This window comes from Neobacillus novalis NBRC 102450, from assembly GCF_001591805.1.
Classification (GTDB): Bacteria; Bacillota; Bacilli; order Bacillales; family Cytobacillaceae; genus Neobacillus; species Neobacillus novalis.
The window spans coordinates 365,917-389,863 of the sequence record NZ_BCVP01000010.1 but is presented as its reverse complement, the minus strand read 5'-3'; the positions used below and the strand labels follow the sequence as shown (position 1 = coordinate 389,863).

The following is a 23,947-nucleotide window of genomic DNA, read 5'->3' as shown; positions in this document are numbered from 1 at the left end:
TTTAATTGATAAATTAAAGAACGTAAAAAATATGCCATTAAAGGGTAATTTGTTCCCAAGTTTGTCCGCAATACTTTTTTAAACTATTTCATTCTATAAATTTAAAAACTTGAAAAACGTTGATTTATGGCGAATCTTTTCGTTGGATTTCAATGTATTTAATATCCAAATGAATGGGCGGCATGATGTAATCATTTGCCCTATATAAAAAAGAAGCTTCTCATTAGTCATTAGACTTTTGAGAGGCTTCTTTTTTGCGTTCAATCAAGCGTTTGATTGAAAATTGAAATGTTCTTTGTTCAATTCAAATTGTGGAACATTATTGTGAAACAAGAAAAATCGAGGAGTGCCAGTGTTAATTAAGGAGTTGTTTAATTGTTGTACAGCTTCTTTTTGAATATTCAGTGCAGCAAAGAGGCATGGGGGTCTGCCCTGAATCGTTACGCCTTTATGTTAAATTTATTAGCTATGAATTGCTTAATTGTAAATAATTCATCATTGGACAAGAGTCCTCCAGTATGAATCTGATCCATTATTTTCATTATATCTTCATATTGGCGGAATTTAGGCTGTGGGTCCATAAGGTCTTTAATATTAAATTTTTTTGACCTTACATTTCTATATATATCTACCCCGCTTTGTCTTAATAGACACTGAAAATATTTTTTAAGGAAAATAGGGTCTATTTCAAGTTCATATGCATAGTTAGAAATGTATTCCATGCCATGAAGCAAGTCTTGGCCAAGTTTGGATACAGCTTTCCAAGTTACGATATAATCAAAATTACCATCCTCTGGGTTGTTGTATAGATGGAGAAATTTCCCTTTGGCTCCACCATCAATTATTACATATCTAATTTTAACACGTCTATTCTCAGTTCTTGTTTTAACAAAGTTTTGCGGCATATCAAACTCATCAAAAGAACAACTTGTATCAAATTCTATTGTACCTTCAGTACTATATAGGCGTATATCATTGATCGCCCATTCAACATTTACAAAGGGATAAGTGAAATGTATTTCATCTTTAAAAGACGACTTATATAAAGACCATTTAATAATGGTGCCTTGGTCCATACATGGGATTTCAGGCTGATTTACAATAAATTCACTTGAATCAAATTTTACTCGGTCAAGCCGCGATGTGCTATGAATGATATCATTCCCTACCCGCTGCAATCTGCTTGTCACTTGCCCAATCAAATAGTAACTAGCAGTCACTTTTCCATCCTCTGTAGAAATTAAAGGAGTCAGTAATAACGAACCTGATTCCCCATTAATTTGTTGCTCATTAAAAACAAAACGGACATCAGCAATTTGATCATCTGGGTCTATGGCAGTTGGAATGATATCAAAAATACCTGAAGCCTCAATGATATATTTTCTTGTGAACTCTGATGCTGCATTTTTTATACTATCTGCAAATTTAATAAACATTTGAATAAAGCCCTCTTTAGCTAAGGCTAACAAGTCACCACTTAGTTCAGGCCTTAACTCGCTAACTTCCAATCTGGCAGTATTAACCTGTTCTTCGGTAATATTATTGATAAACTCATTAAATCTAGACTCTAAAAAATGCTGTAAAGCAGTGTGACCTGCTTCGATGGCTGAATCTGAAATAGCATCCTCTTCCATCAGTATAACTAAGGAAACTAAAATCCCTGGAATATTAACTTTAAAGCCTAAGATTTCGACTGGAATAGACCGTAGTGTACATTCATGCCTCCCAACACTTGGTGGTATCCGGTATACGCCTGGACTAACTTCACGGCCTATGTTGCGATGACTTCCACTTCCGGTTGCTACCTTTACGTTGCCGGTAAACCGATAGGCATTTGGTGTAGTTTGCTTAATGGTTGATCCATCAAGTTGAAAGAAAAATGTCCATAAATATGGTTCGTCACCTCCACTTTCTTGACGTTTCTGACATGTCAAAGTCGTGTATTCGATTGCAGCATGAACTTGCATATTTCATCTTCCTCTCGAACAATTTAGGAAAAGCCATGTACAAATAACTTGTGCGTGGCTTTTCAGTTTAGCATGCAATCAACAAGAAGCCTTAGCAAAGTTTGAATCCCCACTACTATCACCTGTAGCTAAAACTCTATAATTATTAGACATTCCTGATACGCAATATACCCCTATTTCGAATTTGATCTGCCCTAGGCCATTTGCTTGAGTGGACCCATCAGAATATGGCAGATATTCAGTATAATCACCATTATGGTTAGCATCAACAACATCTTGTTTTTCAATGACAATATAAACATTCTCATTTGCTTTAAACATAGAACCCGTCACTGTTAAAACAGTATCTAGATTTTGTCCAGAATACCCTATGCTAGCTTGAATGATCGGAGATGGCGGCGGCGGTGGTGGCGATGGCGCTTTAATTTCGTATTGCTTTGAATTACTCACTTGTCCATCAGGATTTATAACTGTTATGGTCCCAATCTGTGGCTGATTTCTTATATTAGCAGGAATTGAGGCCTCCAATACTTGTGACGAATTGAATGTAGTAGATAGATTACTACCACTCCAACGTGCTGTTGCACCGACGAGGAAATTTTTGCCGAAAATTACAAGAGAAAATGGTCCATTTACTCCATCTGCTCTTAATGAACGTGGTTCAAAATCTTCCACTATAGGCGGCCGATACTTTACTGAAACAGGCCTGCTTTGTCTATATTGACCGCAGTGCCAAATTTTCGTAAAAATAGTCTGACCAGATCGTAAGGGGGCTAAATTAGAAAATTCCATTTTAACCCTGCCACTATTATCATGACTAAAAGGAGCATAACCGGCTGCTAAACGAACTTTTTGATCCCATAATTCAACAAATGCACTAGCCGTTATATCGCCAAGTATAACCGATGTATCGCCATCGTAAAGGGGTTCGTGTATATGTCCAAAAAACACATCACCAAGTGGTTGAACCTGTTTTATTTCAGATGTTGTTTTGAACCCACAAAGTGAATATTCAACAAAGATACCATCATCTGATAATAGACTTGGGGAGACAGGAATCAACATGTCGGCATTTCCAGTATTTTGGACATTGGCTATTTCACCCAAAAATTTGGACATAACACGAACTGTACCGCCAGCAGGAAAAATATTGTTCACCGAAATTGTATTTTGGCATTGAAATAATTCGGATGATATTTCAGGTGTGTGCGGAGGCTCAGCCAGAACATTGGCGGTTACGGCATTTGACCATTCGCTCCAGCTATTACATTCGCCTTGGCGAACACGAACAGCAGCACCAACAGGCATTGGCGGCGCAGGTATAGGTATGTTTTGATTGTCTGTACCATTTTCGATCGTAGCAACAGTCGTATAAATTTGTGTTTGCCCTTGGTACACGACTTCAAATTCCACATTAACTTCGGGTTTAAGGCCGCTAACAAGGACTTCAGGGACTGTATGGCAATCAATTTGCCCAAGTTCAGGTTTCGCGAGTGCCTCTTGTGCTCCGACAATTTGATACTGATGGTCCGACTTCATTTCACAGCCTAATTCCTGACGTACTTTAACTTTTCTTCCCTCAACAAGCCCAACAGGCAGGTGCATCCAAACCACTGTTTGATCAGATGCACCTTTCCATGACCACCAACCACCATCTCCATCTTCAACAAAAATTTCAGCACCAGGGATTATACCTGAGACCTCCACAGCACGTGAACAAGCCGCAAGACCTTTTGTAATGGTTGGATATGGTACAAGAGTGCCCGAAGGGATCGAAACTGGAAGTGGTTCTACAGGGGGTAAGGGATGGTCAATAATCCATTCCAGAGCCCCTCCTGGAGGAGGCGGTTTTGGGCAAACACGTTGTCTTACAGTGAGCGTTGTGCCAACATTAGCCGTAATTCCAACTGGTCCAAAGTTAACATATGCATGACCATCGGTTGCTTCACCTGTCCCAATCACACTTCCAGCCCTAAGTATTTCAACTTTAGTCCCTGGTTTCATTGCTCCCAGTATCAATCCGCGAGCACATTTATACACATGCGTGAGTACCTGAGCTGGATTGAACATGCCTGCACTATTTTGTACTTCAATTAGAGTAGAATAAGAGTCACTTTTTTCTAAGTCCGTTGCTTGAAAAATACCTACCAAATCACCAGCGATGAATTCCTCCCCTAAAAGTGGAATAGCACCGCTACTTTGGGTCGCTTGCTGCTTTCCGACTTCTGTCGTTACTCCATTACGAGTACGAAGTAAATATACATATGCACCAGGTTGGGCATTTTCAAAAACAACTGAACTACTACATTCAGAAAGCGGACCAATTACTTTAGGTGGAAGAATTGGCACAGTAAAACCTCCCTTTTTGGTAAATATCGATCACACGCTTGTGATTTCGTTTTATTCCTTTAAAAGACCTAGTTCATTTATATATTTAAAAATTATGCCCTTTATAAGACTATTCTTAATAATCAAGAGAAATGAACAACTGAAACAATTTTTAAGCTCCTTTTTTATAACAAAAACTGTTAAAAAAAGAGAATGTTAGGAACAGTTACTCAACTGAACATAGAAAGTATTTTCCTAGGTGGAAAATCATAAGTCTTTATAAAAAGGTAGGATCAAAAAAATGGTGAAACAAAAATTGTTCATTATAGGTGAGAAATTGAAAGAGACCCTTTTTTCATACAGTTTCAGGGGGGGCTTACAGAGCTATAAAGCAGTTTAATTCAGTGACTCCACGTCAACTAATCATTTAAAAGAAATTATTTTAATTTACAAAATTTCTAATTGAGCACTGGGAGTCTTCAAAACTGACGGAGACCACCGTGAACTGGTTATACTGGGCTATCCTGTAATGCTGATAGCCCTTCTTTATAAATAAAAGATTGTAATATTACAATTTTAAAATTCGGTCCGCTGAACGCCAAGGCTTGTTAGTATATTTGATATTAATTACTGGCTTAAACAAATCCACAAGCAACTTTTTGTTATTTTCCATTATTACTGGGTCATAATCCGTTACTTCATAGATAGCGAATTGCGTAAACAGTCTGAAGATGTTGTCTTTATATGTAGGTTGTGCATTTCCGTTTATATGTTGAGAAATAGTTGAATATAAATCCTTGCTTCTACCTAAATAAAGCAATTTGTTACTATTAGAGAAGAAATAGAGACCGGCTTTCATTTTTTAAAACCTGTCTGGCAAGGCTTTATCCAGATCTTGAATGGGGTAAAATTCTAAATATAATTCCATAAAATCACCTTTGAATTTGATAATTTTTAGCCCGGAATTTTGAGCTGTTTAAGTTGTAATTGACTCATTAGGGTAATTAAATGGAGAACTTTTTTGACCACATTTTGACCACGAAACATATAGAACGGTATATATTTTCGTTTTCATTTTAATTACGAAATCGCGGCTAAACATTGATATAACAAGGATTGTTTTATTTCATATTTCTTCATATTACATGCACACATGAAAGAACGTAAAAAATACGATAATAAAAGGTCATGATTTTTTAATATGCTCTAATACCTTATTTACAAAATCATTATTTTCTATTTTTATTCCAAGAGTACGGAAGGAAAGCCATCTAGTTCCTTTGGGATTTCGTAATTGAAATGATCCTTTTTTACTTTGTGTACTGATTTCCTTAATAACATTTCTCCTCTTTATTGGACAGTATACATTTATCCATTCTGGATTAGCGGGATGCGGGTTTACTGAATAACCTGTAACATTAAGAATTTCAATTAATTTTTGAATTTGCTGATTGACCGTAATCGTTAATATTCCTGAAATATCTGCTCTCATAATGGAAAACATCCTTTCTTTGATTATTCAATAGAATTATATTAATGAAACTTAATTTATAAACACAAATGTTAAGAAAAATTAAGGTGAACAAGCTACATCTTTTGTTTTAACTTATATCTACAATCAGCACACCAGTCACGTTGAGTGCGTCTCTCAGATAGTTTTAAAAGAAGCAGCAGACCCCAAATAGGGGATTCCTGCTGCTTTTAGTGCGCCCGGCATGCGCACAATCTATAACGAAGTTACTCCTTACTGTCAGAGGAGATACAGAGTAAATGAAGTGGGTACATGGCGTGGGGGAGTATGCGCTTACCGTGGGAGAGTCTGCGAAAGCCGTTAAGATCGGTAACCTATCTTGCTAAGACGCAGATGTCAGCAGCATCGGCAAGCTGGGGCTATTTCTTAGCTAGTCAAAGAACACGATTGGTAATTATAATACTAAAAATGCTAAATATACAAATATGGGTACTGAACCCAATGTCCGGGAGCACATTAGCTATCTTGTCAACAGATTATAAAGAAATTTATACTCCTTATGTCAGAAAATTCCTTCAGTAATCATTCAAAGGCGTGTTTCAGATATTTAGAAAAAGCACAGAATTTGATAGAAAAAAGAAGAGCACAAATTGAAGTGTTAAACAAATGGGCGGCATATATAATTAGAAAATGAAACGATTGCGGAAGCAATTTAGACCGAAAATCCATGATTCCTATCAAATTCTGCTTGAGGAGAGGTGTCTATGCGTGAACGTCATGGATCAGGCAACAGGTAAGTATGATATGACTATTATGATGAGAAGGCACCTGAGGGAATCCAAGATTACTATTACTTGGTAGGCTACAGACACTTGTGCCCGTTCCCTCAAGAACTAAAGAAAAAGCAATGGATGTCTATGGTTAGGAACCTTTTCCTGATAGCCGGACATAGCAAGATATGTATGAAGGTTTTAAGAAAATTAATCACCGAATGCTTCAATAACAAGTCTTAACTGATTACAAAAAAGTCCTACAAGATTAATAAACTCATAATCTGTAGGGCTTTTTTCGTCCACTGGTACATCACTGGCGGTGCATGGTAAATTCCTTGACGACACTGGTAAAAAACATGGCAAGGGTGGTGAAATCTAGTGGCTATAATCATAAGAAATCACTAATGTACAATGTCGGTCATCCCTTTGCTACAATAACCTCAGTAGTTTTGATCGAGCAATACCCCTCATTTTACATGAGAAATCTCACCAATTTTTGTATATTGACTTCCTCCAATAATCGAAACTCTAGATTTTAGGTGATAGGGGCTTCAGAAAGGGTGGATATTTGATAATTTCACGCACTGCTGCCTTGGAACATATATACTTGTTGATATATCCATATTTAGGTATAGTAGGAAAGACTGGTATAAAAATGGGGATGTGATAGTGAATGGGTCTTTCGGAGGCTGGAATGAGTATATTAACAGGTCTTATAGCAAATGGAATTGGTGATGCTTTTAAATCTGTATTAGGCAGTACAAATGATAAAGTGATTACAATTTTGGAAAAAGCACAAAAGGATTATTTAAAACGCTATCCAAAGGAGGGAATATCCAAGTTTGACAGCTTCTTGTTTTATGAAGAAAATGAGACGGTTCTTTTGACATGGATTATGAATGCAAATATTCATCGCCCTTTTCCCGAACTTAAAATTTTAGATTCTGAGGAAGTAACTCTAGAAGGCATTGAATTTTTCTTTGAAAAGGTCAGGGAATATATCAAGGAAGACCCCGAGATTAGGTCACGTGCTTCCTATGAATTGCTTACGGACCTTCATAAGGCCATTTTTGATGAAAATAGTTCATTCGCTAATAACTTTGTTAAACAATTAGAAGTAATAGAAACGCTTTTTCACGAAGTTTTCCGTTTCACTTTATGGTCAAGCATAGTTAGATTACAAGAGAAAAACTTTTTATTTGATAGACAAACGAATTCTACTGCAAATTGTTTTAATAATATCCAAACGTTATTATCTCGGTTGAATCGGAATGAATTCAATAAGTTTACAAATATTGGTCAAATTGAGGGGTTAGAAAGTTTAATTGAACTACTAAAAATGAAGTTTACAGGAAAATCTCACAAAATTAATAAACTATATAAACAAAAATTAAAACAGATTAAAACAATTACCGGCAGTATCACTGTGCAAGATAAAGAATATTACCATGCTTTAGGTAAACTCGATATTGACCACATTGATGACGAAGAACAAGTTTATGTAAAAGTAATGGAGCAACTAATCAAAATTAATAACCAATTTATCAAGTTATTAGAGCAGGAATTATCAGAAAAAAGTTATGTGGATAGTGAAAATAAAACAACACAGCGATTGTCAGACCACCTGATTTCCAGAAGCTTTGTAATATTAAGTGAATATCCAGAAACAATAAATTATCTTAAGACGATATTCGAACACAAAAGCATAACTGATGTGGAATTGGCCAAAATCTTTGAAAAGGATGTAATAGAATTACGCAAAGAACTGTACCCTGTATTGGATTTACTTCAATATAACTTTAATACAAACGAATCTACTAAATTAAGTATCCTCCATTATTATAGGAATATCGCTCATATATGGTTTGAAGAAGATATGGAGGTGAATAGGCTTGAAAATGAAAATGATTAAGGTACGATCCGGTGAAGGCTTCAGTCTAATTAGGTATATCATTCTACAAGTTGAAGAGACGGATACAATCTTTCATGGGAGCTATTATAAACCAGGATATAAAATAATTATTGAATGTGCGGGAACGGGACTAGCAGCATCAGGCGGATATGAATTTAACCCCTTTTTTGGAACTAGTGTGACAAACAGGAGCATGAAAATTACTTCAAATGAGGCAAACGTTTTAGGGTTTCATATCCAAAATGTGATTGATATTGAAGAACTACCAGATGAAATGGATGTTGATAAGTTTTGGAATTTGGTCTACTCTTCGGCAGCTAGACCCCGTTCTGATGTTAAAGAATGGATAGAACAAGCAATTGAGGACGGAACTTTAATTGAAGGTAGAACTTATTTGAAAGTGCTATTTCAACAAGATTCAAAGGTTGACATGGATGATGAAATTAATAAATTACTCAATTCCGACCTTACAATTGCCCCTCATATATCCAATTCTTTAAAAACGATGAAAAGTTTCTTCTCAAAACAGGAGGATAGAGATCCTATATATCAGTTTGGCATTATAGATTCGGAAACAAAGGAGATCTTAATGCAAAAGTCAACAACCGGTAAGAGTATAATAGCGGATTATCTCTGGTGCGTATTCGATCCAATTCCGCCAGAGCATTGGGATATTATTAAAGAAAAAAACGGGCTTATATACTGGGTTCAAACCGTTCTGGACTAAATTATTTTTAAAAAAACCTTTTAGAAAAGATGGAGAAGTGTTTATGCTTCTCTTTTCTCATATAAAAAAGTGCGTCAGTGAATGAGGTGGATGATAAATGATGTTTCCAGGGCGTGCATTGCACTGTTTTGTGAGTCGAACAAGGAAGTTAACACAGCCAAACAGGTGCATTCCTTCAACAATTGGTGTTGATTTTCTTTTTTACAAAAGGTGTAGGATATTTGAATTTAGAAATAATAACTTTTAAAAATGAACCCTTTCCTTCTATGAGATATGATACATATTATTAATAAAATACAGTGTGTACTTGAAGGGGCCTGTGACCAAGGAATAATTATGTCCTTGGTCACAGGCTTATTATTTATATTTCGGGCTTACGTTTTAGCTGCTGCTTCTATAGAATTAGCACTAGAATTAGGTAAGTCATAAAGGTACACCACTACATCAATATATCTGCGACCACTATTCAAGCCATGTTGAATGCGGAAACACTTGGTGGTGAATTGGTGGCAGACCGGTGGCAAAATCAATCATAATGCCACCAATTTAATCCGTTCGAATCGTATATTGGGATAATAAAACCTTATTATATCAACGGTTACAAACTATATCTGTTATAATCCGATGTACTTTACAACCTTGACAGAGTTGAGCTCAAATAAAGCCCGGATATTAACCTGGGCTTTTCAATTTATTTTGAATACGGTAGATGTTATTTGGATTTTAAAGTAGCTGAACACGTCTGTCCACTGAATTAATTTTGTTGGAAAATCCCCCCAAAACAGCCCCCAAATAGTTAGGGAGGGGAGAATACATGATTATACAAAGCAGAAATAAAAGAAAAAACCTTAGAAGTGTTGATATAACGCAGTTTCTAGGGTTTTTGTGAATGCTCTTTACAGAGCATTTCAATTAACGTGAGTAATCCTCATCTAAAGTGAATTATCTGGTAAAATAAGTATTTATTTAGAGGAAAAAAGTCACGTCCAATTTTTAGGTGCAGGTGCCATGCTTGGTGCCCAAATTTTTCATATTACAAATCACAAGAAAACACTAGTAGGTAAGAAACCTTGATTTATCAATACTTCAGGGTACATCAAGATACTAGAAAAACAGGTGACAGCAAACTTCAAAACTGCTTGAGACCTGCGTGCCAGGTATGGTGGGTTCGATTCCCACGCAGTCCCGCCAACCCTAATATATATGGGTTTCTGACCACTTCATTCATACATAGACCTGAGGGCACTCGGTCTTTTTTTATTTTCAAGTGTCCTAAAAGTGCCATTTGCGAATTTGTGCCCTTTATTCGAGCATATCATCTAAATAATCAACGGCAGTTCCTTCAATGGAATCCGTCAGGTGAGAATAGGTATCCAATGTTACTTGAATTTTGGAATGTCCCTTCCTTTCGCTTACTACTTTGGAGGGGACGTTTTCCCTCCAGCAACATTTTCGCATGGGGAATGCCGCTAATCATGAAATCGGCTATCTGGAAGGTTAGCAGCTTTTAAAGATCTTTTAAATGCTCTGGTTAATTCAGATGGTACCATGATATTTCCTTTGTAGTTGCAAAAAACCAAATTATGATGGTTAGATGTTTCTCCAAGGATTTTTCTTCGGTGATCATGTTTAACTTGAGCGCCTGAATTAACTTTTTCAGTTCCTTTGTTAATCTTACCCCTCTTGGTTTTCCGTTTTTGGGGATTTGATTGAAAAAATAAATTTTCCATTTGCATCCGTAATCGTTTGGCGGATATAAAACTTTTCAGCTTTAAGATCAACGTGCTCCCAGGTTAAACCTATTAATTCGCTTTTCCGCATTCCAGTGTGGGCGGCTGCATAAAAAAATAGAAGTATATACCGGCGCTCTTTCCTTAGCAATTTTTAAAAGCAAATTGAGTTGTTCTGTTAGAAGTGGCTCAAAAAGCGTGTCATAGATGGCACAGAAAGATGGCATGCATGGTCTTTTAAAATGTCTTTATTCAATATAAAGTTGACGTTCTTTTGGTTAGACAAGTTTTGTTCGAATAAAAATGTAACAATTAAAATTTGTGAATTTGGTCCTCAAAAATTAATGAGCCCAGCTATACAAGGGAATAAATATCAGCAAGGACAAACATGGTCATCACAAAATTCGATACTTTATATTTGTGGAAAATTCTTACACTTGCCACAAGTATGCAAGAAAAAGAATAAAACTCTGAATACCCGTGATATGGCTTAATTTGACTTAGCCGAAGTTAACCGCTGTGTTTCAAAATATAGAACCTGAATAAACTTTTTTGCATTAATTCGGATTTGTGAAGATGGTTGTGATTTCCCTTTCTTAATTTCACGCACCCTTTCTTGCACTATAGCGAAGTCAAAAAACTTAGGGGCATAATTTTCGAATATTGGATTTGTAAAATTGTTTAATCCAAGTGATGCCAAGCGGTTCAATGATTGAAAAATTGCCCTTCTAGTACGTTGTTTAGAAGCCTTTAATTCTCGGTTTAATACTTCTGGCTGAAGCGATGGCCCATGTTTTCCTTGCGCTACTTTTAAAAATTTCCTTAAGTTGGGGGAAACCATCTTTAAATATTTTTTCTCTTTCATACTGATAAAGGTAATCTAAAACATCTAATAGATCCTGATATCCGCCTTCACCGACTATTCCTAATTCAGATAAAAGGTGTTGGGCAAATGAAGTAAAATCTTGTGCTGGAAAATTATCTTTTTTTAGTTCAGTATTATCCGGAAGTATATTACTCGCTAATTGATGAATATTGTGTAAGGATTCTTCTAAATTAATGCGTTCGATAACCTTTTTAATCACCGATAACACTTCTATTTTATTGATTGGTTTAGTTATATAGTATTCAACACCGTATGAATAAGCCTGTGCAATCAATTCTTTTGACTCTATTTGGGGAATAATAACAATTTCCCCCTCAAATATGGGTTTGATATCATAAATGGTTTCAATGCCATCCTTAAAAGGCATTAAGAAATCAATCAATAAAATATGTACCTTTTTTAAGGTGAAAAGGTGTTCACCTATCATGGTGCCATCCCTCGCTTCACCCACCACTCCAAGATCCTCGTCCTCTATAATTTCAGCCAACATAGCGCGTGTCGCATCATCATCATCAACTATATAAAATAGCATGGTATCAACCTTTCAAAGTTAATTTACTAATTGGTAATCGTATTTTATAGTCGGACCCACTTAGTTTCCCCACTTCACTTTGCAAGGTAATTTCACCCTCAAGCCTTTCAACCAATTCCTTTACATTAGTGAGTCCAATTCCTGTGGATGATCTGCCGCTGCTATCATATTTAGTGGCAAACCCGGGTTTAAAAACTACATGTATTAGATTTTGTGCAATACCGGGACCATTATCCCTGATTTGAAATTCTACAATATCATGAAGAACCTTTTATATATGATAATCAGGGTGCTTTCCTTGAATATCCAATAAAATTTCAATATCTTTTCCTAAAAAATTTGCATACTTCATATTAGATTTCATAGCTATATTCAGTAATTCATTTACTTCCATATACTCTGAAAAACCTTTATCGGCTATAAGTCTTGAAAGAGCCGAAAGTATCCTTTGATTATCTTTTTTAAAATCATGGGTTTGGCCGGCGATTTTAAGTGCTGTTTGGGATAAACCTTCTTTTGCTTCCTTTTTGTTCTCAATATTCTTCAATGAGCGATACAAGTTATAGGCATCTCTTGTGATCTTTTCACTATTTATTAAAGTTTTGCGTAAATTAATTGACTCTTCGTATAAATTTGTGATGACCGTAATTAGGTGTTCATTTTGTTTTTGCATTTCTTCTATCCTCAGCCGAGTTTCATAAAGTACATATAAAATAAAAATACCTATAGTAAAAAAGCTGCGGAAAATAGCAATAACACTAATCTTGCGTATATCCTCCCGCGTTACAACAGAATCCAACGCAAAATATTGAGATGTTAACTCTGCTGAACTTGCCAAAATATCAAATATAATCCCTAGAAAACCTATTAAAATTGATTGATGAATACTACGGTTGGCTTTTGTAAAGTAAAAAAGACAACCAAAGGTAAAGTAGTAAAAAAATGTTGGGCAACGATGTTGAAAAGAGTATGAGAAATCATGAAGAGGCAGGTCTAACAATATACGAAACGCTACAACAGATATTCCTATTACTGTGCGCGATAGAATAGCAGGGTATTTTCCTAATAATAATAGGAAAAAGAAAAATGTTGGCATACCAAAGCTTATACGAAAGGAGTCGTTAAAAGGGTAAAAGTTTAATTCACCTGCCAGTGGGACTGCAATTATCATAAATAGAAAAATGTGTAAATTATTTTTAGCAGGGGGACTCAATGTTGTTTAATACCGCCCTCTATAAATGTAAGCCAATTTTGGGGTGTGAAAAGAATTTTTTAACTATTTTCTGTTTCTTTTTGTTTGTTATTGTAGTTTTAACTTTTTGACATAAATAAATATTTGAAATTACGAACAAGTTTTGAATATTAAGACTTTCGTAGGTGGTTTTATTCAAAATAATTGGGATTAATTTACCATTTTGTAGTGAAGGTGGGATGAATTAGCTCGCTGTTGCATAAACAACCATAGTAGCAGCCATTGGCGCAGCTGTTGTTGTAGAAGGTTCAGAAAATGAACTTAAAAAGAAAATTACTAAATGAATTCAGAAAGTGACCTTGAAAATTATGACATTGTTTGAAACCTATTTCAAATAGGTGGAATATTTGAAATAAAATAAGGAGGTGTCCACCAAAATGCATTACAAGGACTCATCGTAAAGCAGAAATAGCATTTGAATACATTACTAACAAGAATCATATAAATGTAAATTACTATTTTCGGAGGATATTATCATCGCAGAAGACAAAAATGCTGAAGATTTTTCTCTCTAAAAACTTAGGGACAGCAGTGTAATTCTACTAACTTAAAAAACTAAATCACGGATCGAGGCTTAAGTTATAAGAATCATTTTAGGAAAAATATCAAGGGCGTCTAAATATTTAATGGGAGTGAAATGAATGAAAAGAACACTGGTAACCTTATTATCAATGATTCTGCTTTTTTCTATCGTGACTCACGCCGCTTTGGCTGACAACTATAAAGATGAACCTAAACCCGCTGAAGCCCCTGAACTGGAGGTTGGGGAATTAGTCAGAATTTTAGTGCCTGGCAGCGATGTCCTGGATACCCTGCAGAACAAGGGCTATGACCTTGCCGGTGGTGTCAAGCGCGTCCCCGACGGCATCGAGGTGGATGCTTTACTGACAAAAGAACAGCTTAAGACGCTGCCTGGATATGGCGTCATGTTAGCCGATGATCCAAAGCGGGAAGCCCCCCAAATTGTACAGCGTTTATTGGCGGCGAACCCCGCCAAAGATAAAGTTACGATTGGTAGGGTTGACTGGTTTACCACTAAAGGACAGGGATTCTTGTCAGTTGAAGCAAAAACGACAGCCGAGGACGGAGCCGTTCTGACGCTGCATTGGGGTGACAAGTCCCAAAGGATGGAACTTTATAGAGACTCCGGTGTTTATATGTACCATCGGGTGCTTGCCAAAGTGGACGGGCCTAGGCCGGACACAATAAAGATTACAAGTTCGCTCGGCACCGAAAGCAGGGCAGAGGTTAATGACTGGCTCTATCCTATTGAAGCTGATATTAACCGACCCGGATACAAGAGCGGCTTTGCCGATGGATACCAAAATCCTACACAGCTGTATAAACGGATTGAACAGTTAGCGGCGGAACATCCGGAAATTACTGAAATTATTGAGCTGCCAAACAAGACAAATGGTTACCGCCGTCACGCACAGGCGCAATTTGGCAATGGAACAAGCGGGGCGAGCGGAGATCTCAATAGTACTTTCTATGTATCTTCGAAAAAATACGGCCATGAAGGCGGTAATGACATTACCGTAGCGCTGAAGCTCCAATCCAATGCTGATAAAACTTCTGTGTCAGTCAACGGGAACAATATAACTGTACATCTGGCTGCAAACAAAAACGACCCAAGCAAAATTGCAGCGACGGCAAAAGAAGTTGTAGCTGCGATTAATGAAGACTCGGTAGCGAGCTCATTAGTAACCGCAAATTTGTATAGGAACGGTAACGGCAGTGGTATTGCGAAAGAGTTTGCGGCAACTAAGCTGACCGACTTCTTGAAAGCCTCGGAGGAAATTTCCCGTGAGCCTTATACAATCAAAGCCCTTCGCATAGGCAAGCAAAGAGATGGATCAAAGCCAGGTGTTCTGATTCAGGCTCAAGATCATGCGCGGGAATGGGTAACCCCTCTGGTAGCACTAGAATCAGCCGAAAGGCTTCTGGCAAACTATAAAACTGACGAAAAGACAAAAGAGATTGTCGACAACGTAGACATTTTTATCATTCCATCCAATAACCCGGACGGTGCCCACTATACCTTCTTTGACTCGAACATGCAGCGACGGAATATGACGAACCACTGCGGACCTGAAAATGCAGACCCGGGACGCCGGAATAGTTGGGGAGTAGACCTCAACCGTAATTATTCAGTCGGTTCTGTTTACGATGGGTATGACGGCGGTTCAACTGTATGTACATCCGATACGTACGCTGGACCTGATAAATTATCTGAGCCGGAAGCCAAGAATGTTGTCTGGCTTGCTGATAATTTCTCAAACATTAAATTTTTTATGACTATTCACAGCTACGGAGGCCAATTGTTCTGGCAGCCTGGCTCTTACAAAGCGAATGGACGAATTACAACGCCGCGCCCTCCACTTCGTGATGAACAGTACTACTGGCAAATGGCTGAGAAAATCCTGTCCAATGTTAAAGGCTTGCGTGACTCTGTTGTTCAGCCGAGTAACATTGGAGGCTCTGCGGATGTCCTTTATTCCTCCGCGGGCAATGTTCGCGAAGAATTGTACAACAATTATGGCATCTATGCGTTCGGATGGGAGGTAGGCGGCGAACAATGGGATCCAAATGCTCAAAGATGGCTAGCTCCAGGCGGATTCCAGCCGACATGGGCGGAAGGAAATCTTCAATACCAGGAGTATGCCAGCGGTGTCATCACAATGTTTGAACTTGCGATGGAGTACGGTCGTGATAACAAGCCGGCCACTACAGAAATAATACAGGACAAACAGCCTAATGGTTCAGTAAATATTACATTCTCGCAAAGCAAACCGGCCAGCATTCACTATACGACAGACGGAAGCACTCCAACAGTCGATTCTCCGACCTATAAAGCTGCAAATATCCGTGAACCTGGTGAAACGATCAAAGTTTATGAGAACACGACGTTCCGCTGGATTTCCGTCGACGTTAAAGACAACGTCGAGAGGGAACAAAATGTCAATGTAAAGGTTGAAATAAATGCGGCAAATATGAAGAAGCTTGTAGAAAACTTCCAGGATGATGGGGACATTACAAATAATGACGCTGCCAGATCCTTGTCAATCCATCTGACCGCCTTAAGCCTTTACGAAGAAAATGGATTAAGGGAAAAAGTCCATAAACATTTGAATGGTTTCAAGGCACTGCTTGACAACCATTATTCAAACAACTTTATTTCCGAAAAAGCTTTTAATGTATTACAAGCACATGCTGATTATTTAATCAATCAGTGGAAATAGTGTCCGAAAATAAGAAATTCCCTCCATTATGCAATTGAAGTGCTCCCCACTAAGTAGACAGGTAAAAAATTAAAGCCTTGACACTTAAAGTTACGGGTTCAGTTACGGGGGAGAATAATACAAATAACGATAGAAATAACACACTAATTTAGCATACACATCACCAACGAATTTACAGTGTAAATATCAAGCAATGAGGTAGGGAAGCCTCGAGAGAGGTTTCCCTACTTTATTCTGAAGCCCGAAATATAAAAAACAAGCGCACCCTCCGGTACGGAGCACAAATAGCCGTAAATTCTGATTTTTTTAATCGAATTTCGGCTCTTTCATTTATTTGCTACATTCTGCTTGAATCATTTTTGACCAGGGCATGTATTGATCTAAAATTTCAGGGTTTTGATGAATTCCGAGATTCGGTAACTCGGGGCCAATGGGGGCCAGTGGGTTTGGCATCAAGCAGCCTTCTTTAAATTTATTATTGCCTTTTTAAAATAAACCTTCAAGGAGGACCGTATGACTGTTCTCCTTGGAAATAAGCATGCTTATCGGGAATGTAGGAAATTAAAAACGGCATTCCCGCCCAAATTAACCGCTCTAAAGCATCTTTTAAACTAAACGCTTTCACGTCCATTTCATTAATAAACGAGGCAAAATTGCCCCTATAAAAACGTGAGTAATCCTCATCTAAAGTGAATTATCTGGTAAAAGAAGTATTTATTTAGAGGAAAAAGTCACGTCCAATTTTTAGGTGCAGGTGCCATGCTTGGTGCCCAATTTTTTAAAATTACCAATCACAAGAAAACACTAGAAGTCAAGAAACCTTGATTTATCAATAATTGAGGGCACTTAAAGGTACTAGAAAAACATATGCTAGCAAACTTCAAAACTGCTTGAGACCTGCGTGCCAGGTCTGGTGGGTTCGATTCCCACGGAGTCTCGCCAACCTTATTAAATTAGGATTTAAGAGGGTTTTTGAGAAGTTAACTTAAAGGTAATGTTGTTGGCCAACAACATAATATTTTATCTTTGGTCACATTTTGGTCAAATTGAGTTTTTAATGATTTACATAGGTTATTTAATTAGCTGCTCGAATTGAAGGGCAGCTTCTTTTTGCATATTTGGTAACACATGAGTATATGTGTCCATCGTGATTCCAATTGTCGAGTGTCCTAAACGTTCGGAAACAACTTTTGGATGTACCCCTTGTTGTAACAATAAAGTAGCGTGTGTATGCTTTAAATCATGAAACCGTATATAAGGTAATCCACTTATTTCTACCATCTTACGATAATTTCTTGCCATTTCGGTAGGTTGAATTGGTTTACCATTTTTTTGAGCAAAAACTAAATCTAAGTCCTGATATTCCTGACCTAGTAAAAGCTTATCTGTCAATTGCTGCTTGTATAATTTTTTTAATTCCATGACAAGGGTTGGGGTTATTGTAATTGATCTACTTTTTCAAGATTTCGGTTCTTTAAATGTTAATCCAACCTTTTTTACTTCTTGCAAAGATTGTCTTACATATAATATATTATTTGCAAATTCAACATCTTGCACCTTAGCCCTAATACCTCACCACGACGCATTCCTGTATAAAAAGCTGTTAGATAGATAGAATAATATACAGAGGATTTGGCTACATCTAAAAAGGTCTTCACCTGTTCATTATCCCAAGTTTGCATTTCTACTTTCAAAAATGGAACTTAAAATTGAGTATTATGTTCTTGCTTTGCTTGTAATTTCGTTTGGATTTTTCTGTATTGTTGTTTCATTATTGGAGGGTACAAATGAGGCATATAGAGACTTTTTACTGACTATCTAATCTGGATATTTTAAATATAGGCAAGTGCTACTCCGGGATATTAATTAAATCTGTTTACACTATCAACTCCTCATGTGGAGTGTGTCGCGCTGCTTATTTTAAATGTGTAACCCAGTAATAAACTTTTTTTATTAAAAATAAACATTTCCGATTTTCGTTTCTGGATCAATATAATCCCGGTTTTTCCTCAATAGGAACCCGGGATTTTTCCAGTCTTTTTATATTGCCCAATAGGAAGGTTATATCATCAAAGAAGGCAATCGTTTCTATTTTATCGATAATTATTAATTTTGACTTTTCAGAATTCTCTATATCCAGAAATCAATATAAATATAGTAGAAACTAGGCTAATTATATAGAGACCTACTCCAACAAATACCCACATAAAAAATCTACTCCTTTTTTCTATGTCTTAACTACACACATCTAAAAATTAACTTTTCCTATTGTTAATCAAACAATTCTGCCTGTTAGACAAGTAATACCAAAGCGTTGACGGAATCATATAAAGATTCGGTGATATAAAAGGGTTTCCTTCACACAAAGTAGAAATAAATCAAAGAACACAATAAGTAAATTTTGAGGGGGAACTATGAAAAAAAAGACAAGGATCATGTTTGCATTATTATCAATTGGAGGAGTCGCAACTTTATTAATGACTTCTTATTTTACCTTTCGGGTTGTTTCAGTTCATCCAAATATTTCTTACTATTCAAAACAAAACGAAAAGGATATTTATCGAATCATGTTTATATCAGCTGATTCCGGTAGTCCGTTTTGGAATCAGGTTAAAGAGGGTGTGCAAAAAGTGGCGAACGAGAATAAAGTAGCGATTGAGTTTCAGGAAACATTTCAATCTGACATTTTTGGATACTTAAAGAATATCGAAAAGGCAATTGCTTCTCGTGTAGACGGCATTATTGTTCAGGGTAAGGAAGATCCTGAATTTATCGATATTGTAAATAAAGCCTTGAAAAAAGGAATACCAGTCATTACTGTTTTTACTGATGCTCCTGATAGTTTACGGAAAACTTATGTTGGACCAAATCATTTTCAAGAAGGAAAGATTATCGGGGAACATATTGCGTCTCAATTAAAAGGCGAAGGGAAGATTGGTATTGTTTTTGGAAGACCACCTGTCAGCTATCTTTCATTGAGAAGGCAAGGCGTAGAATATGCTTTAGCACAATATCCTAATATAAAAATACTGGAAGTTTCGAGTAATCAGTATGTTAACAATGATAGTTTAAAAGAAACGACTGAACTGCTCAATGAATACCCGGATTGTAGAGCTTTACTCGGTTTGACCGAGGAGGCGACGAGTGGAATTGTTCAAGTAATCAAAGGAAGGAGCAGTCTTCAGAATCATTCGATTTATTCATTTGACCAAAACCCTGAGATTTCGGCATTCATTGAAAAGGGGGTAGTTTCAGCTACAATAGGACAATTTCCCGAAGAGATCGGATCCAAAAGTACAACACTTATGCTTCGATGGCTGGCCGGGATAGATTACCCGCTAGAGCAAAATTATTATACAAAAGTACGATTGATTAGTAAAAGGTGAATCATGAAAACAATCCGTAACAAAATCATATTCTTGTTCGCTGTCATTTGGATCATGATTTCACTTGTTTGGTGCTTAATGATTTATTCTAATCAGAAGACATTACAAAATTATAACGAAATTTTACAGCGATATATGCTTATAAAAGAGACCTCACAATTGTGCCAAGACTCTATTAATTCCTTAAATCTCTACATAATTAACTCGGATGAAGAACCCCAAAATGAGTATTTGCTCTTAAGTAAAAAGTTGGAGAAAATGCAAGAAAAACTAAACCGACTAAAAAATCAAAACAATTTCATAACTTTAATGAACTTTGATAACATGATTAAAAGTCAGTTGGAGTCGATGGAACTTGCGTATTTATTTTTTCAAAAGAATAACGATACGAAGGCATCTTTTCATTTTAATGAGGCAGTGAAGATTTCAACATTCATATCTGAAACGACGCTTTTACTAATTAATGGCGAATTAAAAACGGATGAACATTTTTATAGGGAAATTATCCAGCAAAGTAAGCATTCCGTAATGTTGGGCTTTTTTACATTGGCTTCAATTTCAATCACGATTTTTTTGAGTTTTTTCAAGTTTTCCAACGATATTACCCGTCCTATTGTAACGTTAACCCATGCTGCAAGGGAGATCTCCAGTGGCAATTTTGAACAAAGCATTGATATTCAAACGAAAGACGAAATTAATTTTCTTGCCAGCGCCTTCAACCAAATGAGGGTTAACATCAAAAATCTGATAGGGGAAATACAAATAAAGGCAAAGGTGGAACGTGAATTGCAAGAACATAAATTGCTTTTAAAAGAAAGTGAGTTAAAAAACTTGCAAAGTCAAATTAACCCTCACTTTTTATTTAACACCTTAAATATCTTAGCGAAGAAGGCCTATTTGGAAAATGCTAAGGAAACGAGCAACCTAATTATCTCTGTATCCGACTTGCTTCGATACAATATAAAAAGTATGGGTATTTCTACAACCATACAAAATGAGATTAAAGGTTTAGAACATTATCTTATAATTCAACAAGTGCGGTTTGAGGAGAGAGTCCAATTTACGATACAGGTCGATGGGGATTGTCACTTTTTTAAATTGCCAAGCCTCACGTTACAGCCCTTTGTCGAAAATGCAATAATCCATGCGATCGAACCTTTTGCGGAAGGAGGCAATATTGCAATTCGAATTCAAAAGCGGGGTCTACATATCTTCATAGAAATTGCGGACAACGGTCCAGGTATTCCGTTTGACACTGTACAATCAATCCTTAAAGGGTTTCCCGAAAATGAGTATAAAGGACAATCCACCGGCATCGGGATCTATAACGTCATCCGCCGTCTCCGGTTATTTTATGGTGAAAATGACATTATTGAAATTAAAAGTATTGCGAATCAAGGGACGTGTATTATTTTGCGATTGCCAATACAAAAGGGGGGATGAAAATGATAAACATTCTGATTGTGGATGATGAACGTGTAGAACGAGTAGCACTAAAACAGATTATAGAGGAAGGCATAGAAAATATAAAAATTGTGGGGGAAGCGGAAAATGGAAGGAGGGCTATTCAATTGGCTGAAAATCTTCAGCCTGATCTTATTTTTATGGATATTCAAATGCCAGAAACGGATGGATTAGCCGCTATCAGAGAAATTAGTAAAGTGTGTCCTGCTATCCAATATATAATTGTTTCAGCGTACGACACATTTGAATATGCAAGGGAGGCATTACGTTTGGGAGTAAAGGATTATTTGCTGAAACCCAGTCGAGTAGACACGATTATTGAAACGACTCAAAGTGTAATAAAACGAATTCGCTTGGAAAAAAACGAGAGGAATACCAAGAGTCGGGAGCAATTAAAGATACAAAAGCTACTGGACAGTTATCATGAAGGCAGCAGAGTGGCGCTAGAAACTGAAAAAAGTATTTTGGAACAATTACAACAAGGGAATGTGGGAGTAGTTCAAAAGCTTGTTATGTCGTTCGTTGAAAATTGCGATGCGCATGGAAAAAGCATTTCTGAGACGCAACAAAGACTGATCAGAATCGTGTTATTAATATCGCAAGTTTTAAATGAAATAGGTGTTGAAATTGAAACACCCTTTTATTCTCTTCAAGCAACCAATTATCAGCAATTGAAAAAGGAAACTCAATACGTATTAGATAAAATCCTATATGAACATACTACGATGAAAAATGAAATCTCTCCAAATATATTTCAAACACTGAAAAAGTTTATTATTGAAAACTCTCATAAGGAACTAAGTTTAGATAACGTAGCTGCACATGTTAATTTAAGCTCCTATTATGTAAGTAAACTTTTTAAAGAGCAAAGCGGCACAAATTTCATAGATTTTTTAACGGAATGCAGAATCAAAAATGCAAGGCGAATGATGGGAGATCCAGCTAAAAGTTTAAAAGAAATTGCTTTTGAGGTTGGATTCCATGATCCCAGCTATTTCAGCAGAGTATTTAAAAGAAGTCAAGGAATTTCTCCCACTGATTATAGGAGACAATTGTTGGCTTACCACCAAAAAGTCCTATAGATAACAATAAAGTCCAAGAGAAACAAATTTGTAAGCGCTTTATTTCTGATAAAATGTATTTAGAAAATTCGAAATAACAGGAGTAGACAAGTAGGGATGAGAGATAAATGGAGAAAAAAGATCATACCGTATTTGTTTTTGATTTCTATATTTGTCCTTACGGCGTGTACAGCGAATAGCACGACAATGAGAATGGTCGAAGAGCCGAAGGTGAAAACAGAGACCAATAGAAATAATGGAAAGAAAATTAAAATAGGATTTTCGATGGACACATTACGGGAAGAACGCTGGCTTAGAGACCGTGACTACTTGGTTGCAAAAGGGAAGGAACTGGGAGCAGAAGTGCTAGTTGAGGCGGCTGAAGGAGATGATGCATTACAAATAGCTCAAGCGGAAAAATTGATTAGTCAAGGTGTAGACGTTTTGATTGTTGTTCCCCATAATGCGGATGCTGCAGCTGCAATAGTGGAAAAAGCACATACAGTAGGAATCAAAGTGATAGCTTATGACCGTTTGATAACGAATTCCGATATTGATTTGTATATTTCATTTGACAGTATTCTAATCGGGGAACTACAAGCTAAAACAGTAGTGGAGCAGGCACCAAAAGGAAAATATATACTAATCGAAGGAGCTGAAACGGACTATACTGCTCAGCTATATAAACAAGGACAAATGAATGTATTACAACCATTAATTAATCGAGGAGATATTGAGATTGTTTATGATCAATGGACAGATAATTGGAGTCCCACCGTTGCTTTGGCTAATGTGGAAAAGGCTCTTAAAGTAAATAATAATCAGGTTGATGCTATTATTGCGGCGAACGATGCTACTGCCGGCGCGGCTATACAAGCATTAAAAGTACAGAATTTAGCGGGTAAAATTCCGGTGAGTGGATTAGATGCCGAACTGGCCGGGTGCCAAAGGATAGTGGAAGGAACGCAATTAATGACCATTTATACCTCCATCAAAGATATGGCAGATACAGCGGCAGAAGTAGCGGTAAAAATAGCTAAAGGAGAAGAGATTACCAAAAATTCTACAGAAAATAACGGAAAAATTAATGTCCCTACCATTTTGCTTGAACCCGTAGTGGTCACAAAAGACACAATCGATGAGACGGTAATTGCCAAAGGGTTTCATAGAAAAGAAGACGTGTATAAAAACGTAAAAGAATAATTTTAAAGGAGGT

The 23,947-nt window shown here is 36.8% G+C and carries 16 protein-coding genes and 1 pseudogene; 7 read left to right on the top strand and 10 right to left on the bottom strand.

Features of this window, described 5'->3' with window-relative positions; genetic code table 11:
• Positions 1–440: 440 nt before the first annotated feature.
• From BANVL01_RS09725 to BANVL01_RS09710, 4 genes are all read right to left on the bottom strand, one after another.
• Complete coding sequence (locus tag BANVL01_RS09725; RefSeq protein ID WP_066085627.1) at positions 441–1,967, bottom strand: hypothetical protein; 1,527 nt, start codon at positions 1,965–1,967, stop codon at positions 441–443.
• Positions 1,968–2,045: 78 nt separating this feature from the next.
• Positions 2,046–4,316 carry a choice-of-anchor Z repeating domain-containing protein gene (locus tag BANVL01_RS09720; protein ID WP_066085629.1) on the bottom strand — a complete coding sequence of 757 codons (2,271 nt, stop codon included), beginning with the start codon at positions 4,314–4,316 and terminating at the stop codon, positions 2,046–2,048.
• 547 nt (positions 4,317–4,863) lie between these two features.
• Positions 4,864–5,154 (bottom strand): GIY-YIG nuclease family protein, encoded by a 291-nt coding sequence (locus BANVL01_RS28760; RefSeq protein ID WP_066085631.1) that lies wholly within the window; start codon positions 5,152–5,154, stop codon positions 4,864–4,866.
• A gap of 327 nt (positions 5,155–5,481) precedes the next feature.
• A complete protein-coding gene (locus tag BANVL01_RS09710; protein ID WP_066085633.1) occupies positions 5,482–5,787 on the bottom strand; it encodes a hypothetical protein in 306 nt (101 codons plus the stop codon).
• Between the two features lie 1,446 nt (positions 5,788–7,233).
• On the opposite strand from BANVL01_RS09710, the gene BANVL01_RS09700 reads away from it, so the two are divergent.
• Together BANVL01_RS09700 and BANVL01_RS09695 are read left to right on the top strand one after the other, a co-directional pair.
• Positions 7,234–8,451 (top strand): hypothetical protein, encoded by a 1,218-nt coding sequence (locus BANVL01_RS09700; protein ID WP_156482244.1) that lies wholly within the window; start codon positions 7,234–7,236, stop codon positions 8,449–8,451.
• Positions 8,432–9,178 (top strand): hypothetical protein, encoded by a 747-nt coding sequence (locus BANVL01_RS09695; RefSeq protein ID WP_066085641.1) that lies wholly within the window; start codon positions 8,432–8,434, stop codon positions 9,176–9,178. Before BANVL01_RS09700 ends, BANVL01_RS09695 begins: the two co-directional genes overlap by 20 nt.
• Before the next feature lie 1,469 nt (positions 9,179–10,647).
• Here the strand turns inward: BANVL01_RS09695 and BANVL01_RS27725 are convergent.
• The 4 genes and pseudogenes from BANVL01_RS27725 to BANVL01_RS09680 all read right to left on the bottom strand — a co-directional run bounded on the left by BANVL01_RS27725 (position 10,648) and on the right by BANVL01_RS09680 (position 13,497).
• On the bottom strand, positions 10,648–10,914 hold the full coding sequence (locus BANVL01_RS27725) for a hypothetical protein (RefSeq protein ID WP_169803158.1): 267 nt from the start codon (positions 10,912–10,914) through the stop codon (positions 10,648–10,650).
• A 484-nt stretch (positions 10,915–11,398) separates the two neighbouring features.
• A pseudogene (locus BANVL01_RS09685) lies at positions 11,399–12,326 on the bottom strand (response regulator).
• 4 nt (positions 12,327–12,330) lie between these two features.
• A complete protein-coding gene (locus BANVL01_RS28200) occupies positions 12,331–12,582 on the bottom strand; it encodes an ATP-binding protein (RefSeq protein ID WP_342342361.1) in 252 nt (83 codons plus the stop codon).
• A gap of 15 nt (positions 12,583–12,597) precedes the next feature.
• Positions 12,598–13,497 carry an ATP-binding protein gene (locus BANVL01_RS09680; RefSeq protein ID WP_235845519.1) on the bottom strand — a complete coding sequence of 300 codons (900 nt, stop codon included), beginning with the start codon at positions 13,495–13,497 and terminating at the stop codon, positions 12,598–12,600.
• A gap of 722 nt (positions 13,498–14,219) precedes the next feature.
• On the opposite strand from BANVL01_RS09680, the gene BANVL01_RS09675 reads away from it, so the two are divergent.
• Positions 14,220–16,820 carry a M14 family metallopeptidase gene (locus tag BANVL01_RS09675; RefSeq protein WP_066085651.1) on the top strand — a complete coding sequence of 867 codons (2,601 nt, stop codon included), beginning with the start codon at positions 14,220–14,222 and terminating at the stop codon, positions 16,818–16,820.
• Positions 16,821–17,319: 499 nt separating this feature from the next.
• Here the strand turns inward: BANVL01_RS09675 and BANVL01_RS28570 are convergent, their stop codons facing one another.
• Positions 17,320–17,451 (bottom strand): hypothetical protein, encoded by a 132-nt coding sequence (locus BANVL01_RS28570; protein WP_268874918.1) that lies wholly within the window; start codon positions 17,449–17,451, stop codon positions 17,320–17,322.
• 440 nt (positions 17,452–17,891) lie between these two features.
• Complete coding sequence (locus tag BANVL01_RS09670; RefSeq protein WP_305781540.1) at positions 17,892–18,260, bottom strand: site-specific integrase; 369 nt, start codon at positions 18,258–18,260, stop codon at positions 17,892–17,894.
• A 974-nt stretch (positions 18,261–19,234) separates the two neighbouring features.
• On the opposite strand from BANVL01_RS09670, the gene BANVL01_RS09665 reads away from it, so the two are divergent.
• The 4 genes from BANVL01_RS09665 (at position 19,235) to BANVL01_RS09650 (ending at position 23,934) form a co-directional block, all read left to right on the top strand.
• Entirely contained in the window at positions 19,235–20,206 is a 972-nt protein-coding gene (locus BANVL01_RS09665) for a sugar ABC transporter substrate-binding protein (RefSeq protein WP_066085654.1), read from the top strand.
• 309 nt (positions 20,207–20,515) lie between these two features.
• On the top strand, positions 20,516–21,649 hold the full coding sequence (locus BANVL01_RS09660; RefSeq protein ID WP_218010661.1) for a sensor histidine kinase: 1,134 nt from the start codon (positions 20,516–20,518) through the stop codon (positions 21,647–21,649).
• Positions 21,650–21,651: 2 nt separating this feature from the next.
• Positions 21,652–22,752 carry a response regulator transcription factor gene (locus BANVL01_RS09655; protein WP_066085658.1) on the top strand — a complete coding sequence of 367 codons (1,101 nt, stop codon included), beginning with the start codon at positions 21,652–21,654 and terminating at the stop codon, positions 22,750–22,752.
• 96 nt (positions 22,753–22,848) lie between these two features.
• The gene (locus BANVL01_RS09650; RefSeq protein WP_066085659.1) at positions 22,849–23,934 is read left to right on the top strand and encodes a sugar ABC transporter substrate-binding protein; all 1,086 of its coding nucleotides are present in this window, start codon (positions 22,849–22,851) and stop codon (positions 23,932–23,934) included.
• Positions 23,935–23,947 lie beyond the last annotated feature (13 nt).

What these genes read in the sequence shown, in the direction of transcription:
- BANVL01_RS09725 (WP_066085627.1), bottom strand. Translation starts at nt 1,967, where the DNA reads ATGCAAGTTCATGCTGCAATCGAATACACGACTTTGACATGTCAGAAA.
- BANVL01_RS28760 (WP_066085631.1), bottom strand. Translation starts at nt 5,154, where the DNA reads ATGAAAGCCGGTCTCTATTTCTTCTCTAATAGTAACAAATTGCTTTAT.
- BANVL01_RS09710 (WP_066085633.1), bottom strand. Translation starts at nt 5,787, where the DNA reads ATGAGAGCAGATATTTCAGGAATATTAACGATTACGGTCAATCAGCAA.
- BANVL01_RS09700 (WP_156482244.1), top strand. Translation starts at nt 7,234, where the DNA reads ATGAGTATATTAACAGGTCTTATAGCAAATGGAATTGGTGATGCTTTT.
- BANVL01_RS27725 (WP_169803158.1), bottom strand. Translation starts at nt 10,914, where the DNA reads ATGCAAATGGAAAATTTATTTTTTCAATCAAATCCCCAAAAACGGAAA.
- BANVL01_RS09680 (WP_235845519.1), bottom strand. Translation starts at nt 13,497, where the DNA reads ATGATAATTGCAGTCCCACTGGCAGGTGAATTAAACTTTTACCCTTTT.
- BANVL01_RS09675 (WP_066085651.1), top strand. Translation starts at nt 14,220, where the DNA reads ATGAAAAGAACACTGGTAACCTTATTATCAATGATTCTGCTTTTTTCT.
- BANVL01_RS28570 (WP_268874918.1), bottom strand. Translation starts at nt 17,451, where the DNA reads ATGGACGTGAAAGCGTTTAGTTTAAAAGATGCTTTAGAGCGGTTAATT.
- BANVL01_RS09665 (WP_066085654.1), top strand. Translation starts at nt 19,235, where the DNA reads ATGAAAAAAAAGACAAGGATCATGTTTGCATTATTATCAATTGGAGGA.
- BANVL01_RS09660 (WP_218010661.1), top strand. Translation starts at nt 20,516, where the DNA reads ATGAACTTTGATAACATGATTAAAAGTCAGTTGGAGTCGATGGAACTT.
- BANVL01_RS09655 (WP_066085658.1), top strand. Translation starts at nt 21,652, where the DNA reads ATGATAAACATTCTGATTGTGGATGATGAACGTGTAGAACGAGTAGCA.
- BANVL01_RS09650 (WP_066085659.1), top strand. Translation starts at nt 22,849, where the DNA reads ATGAGAGATAAATGGAGAAAAAAGATCATACCGTATTTGTTTTTGATT.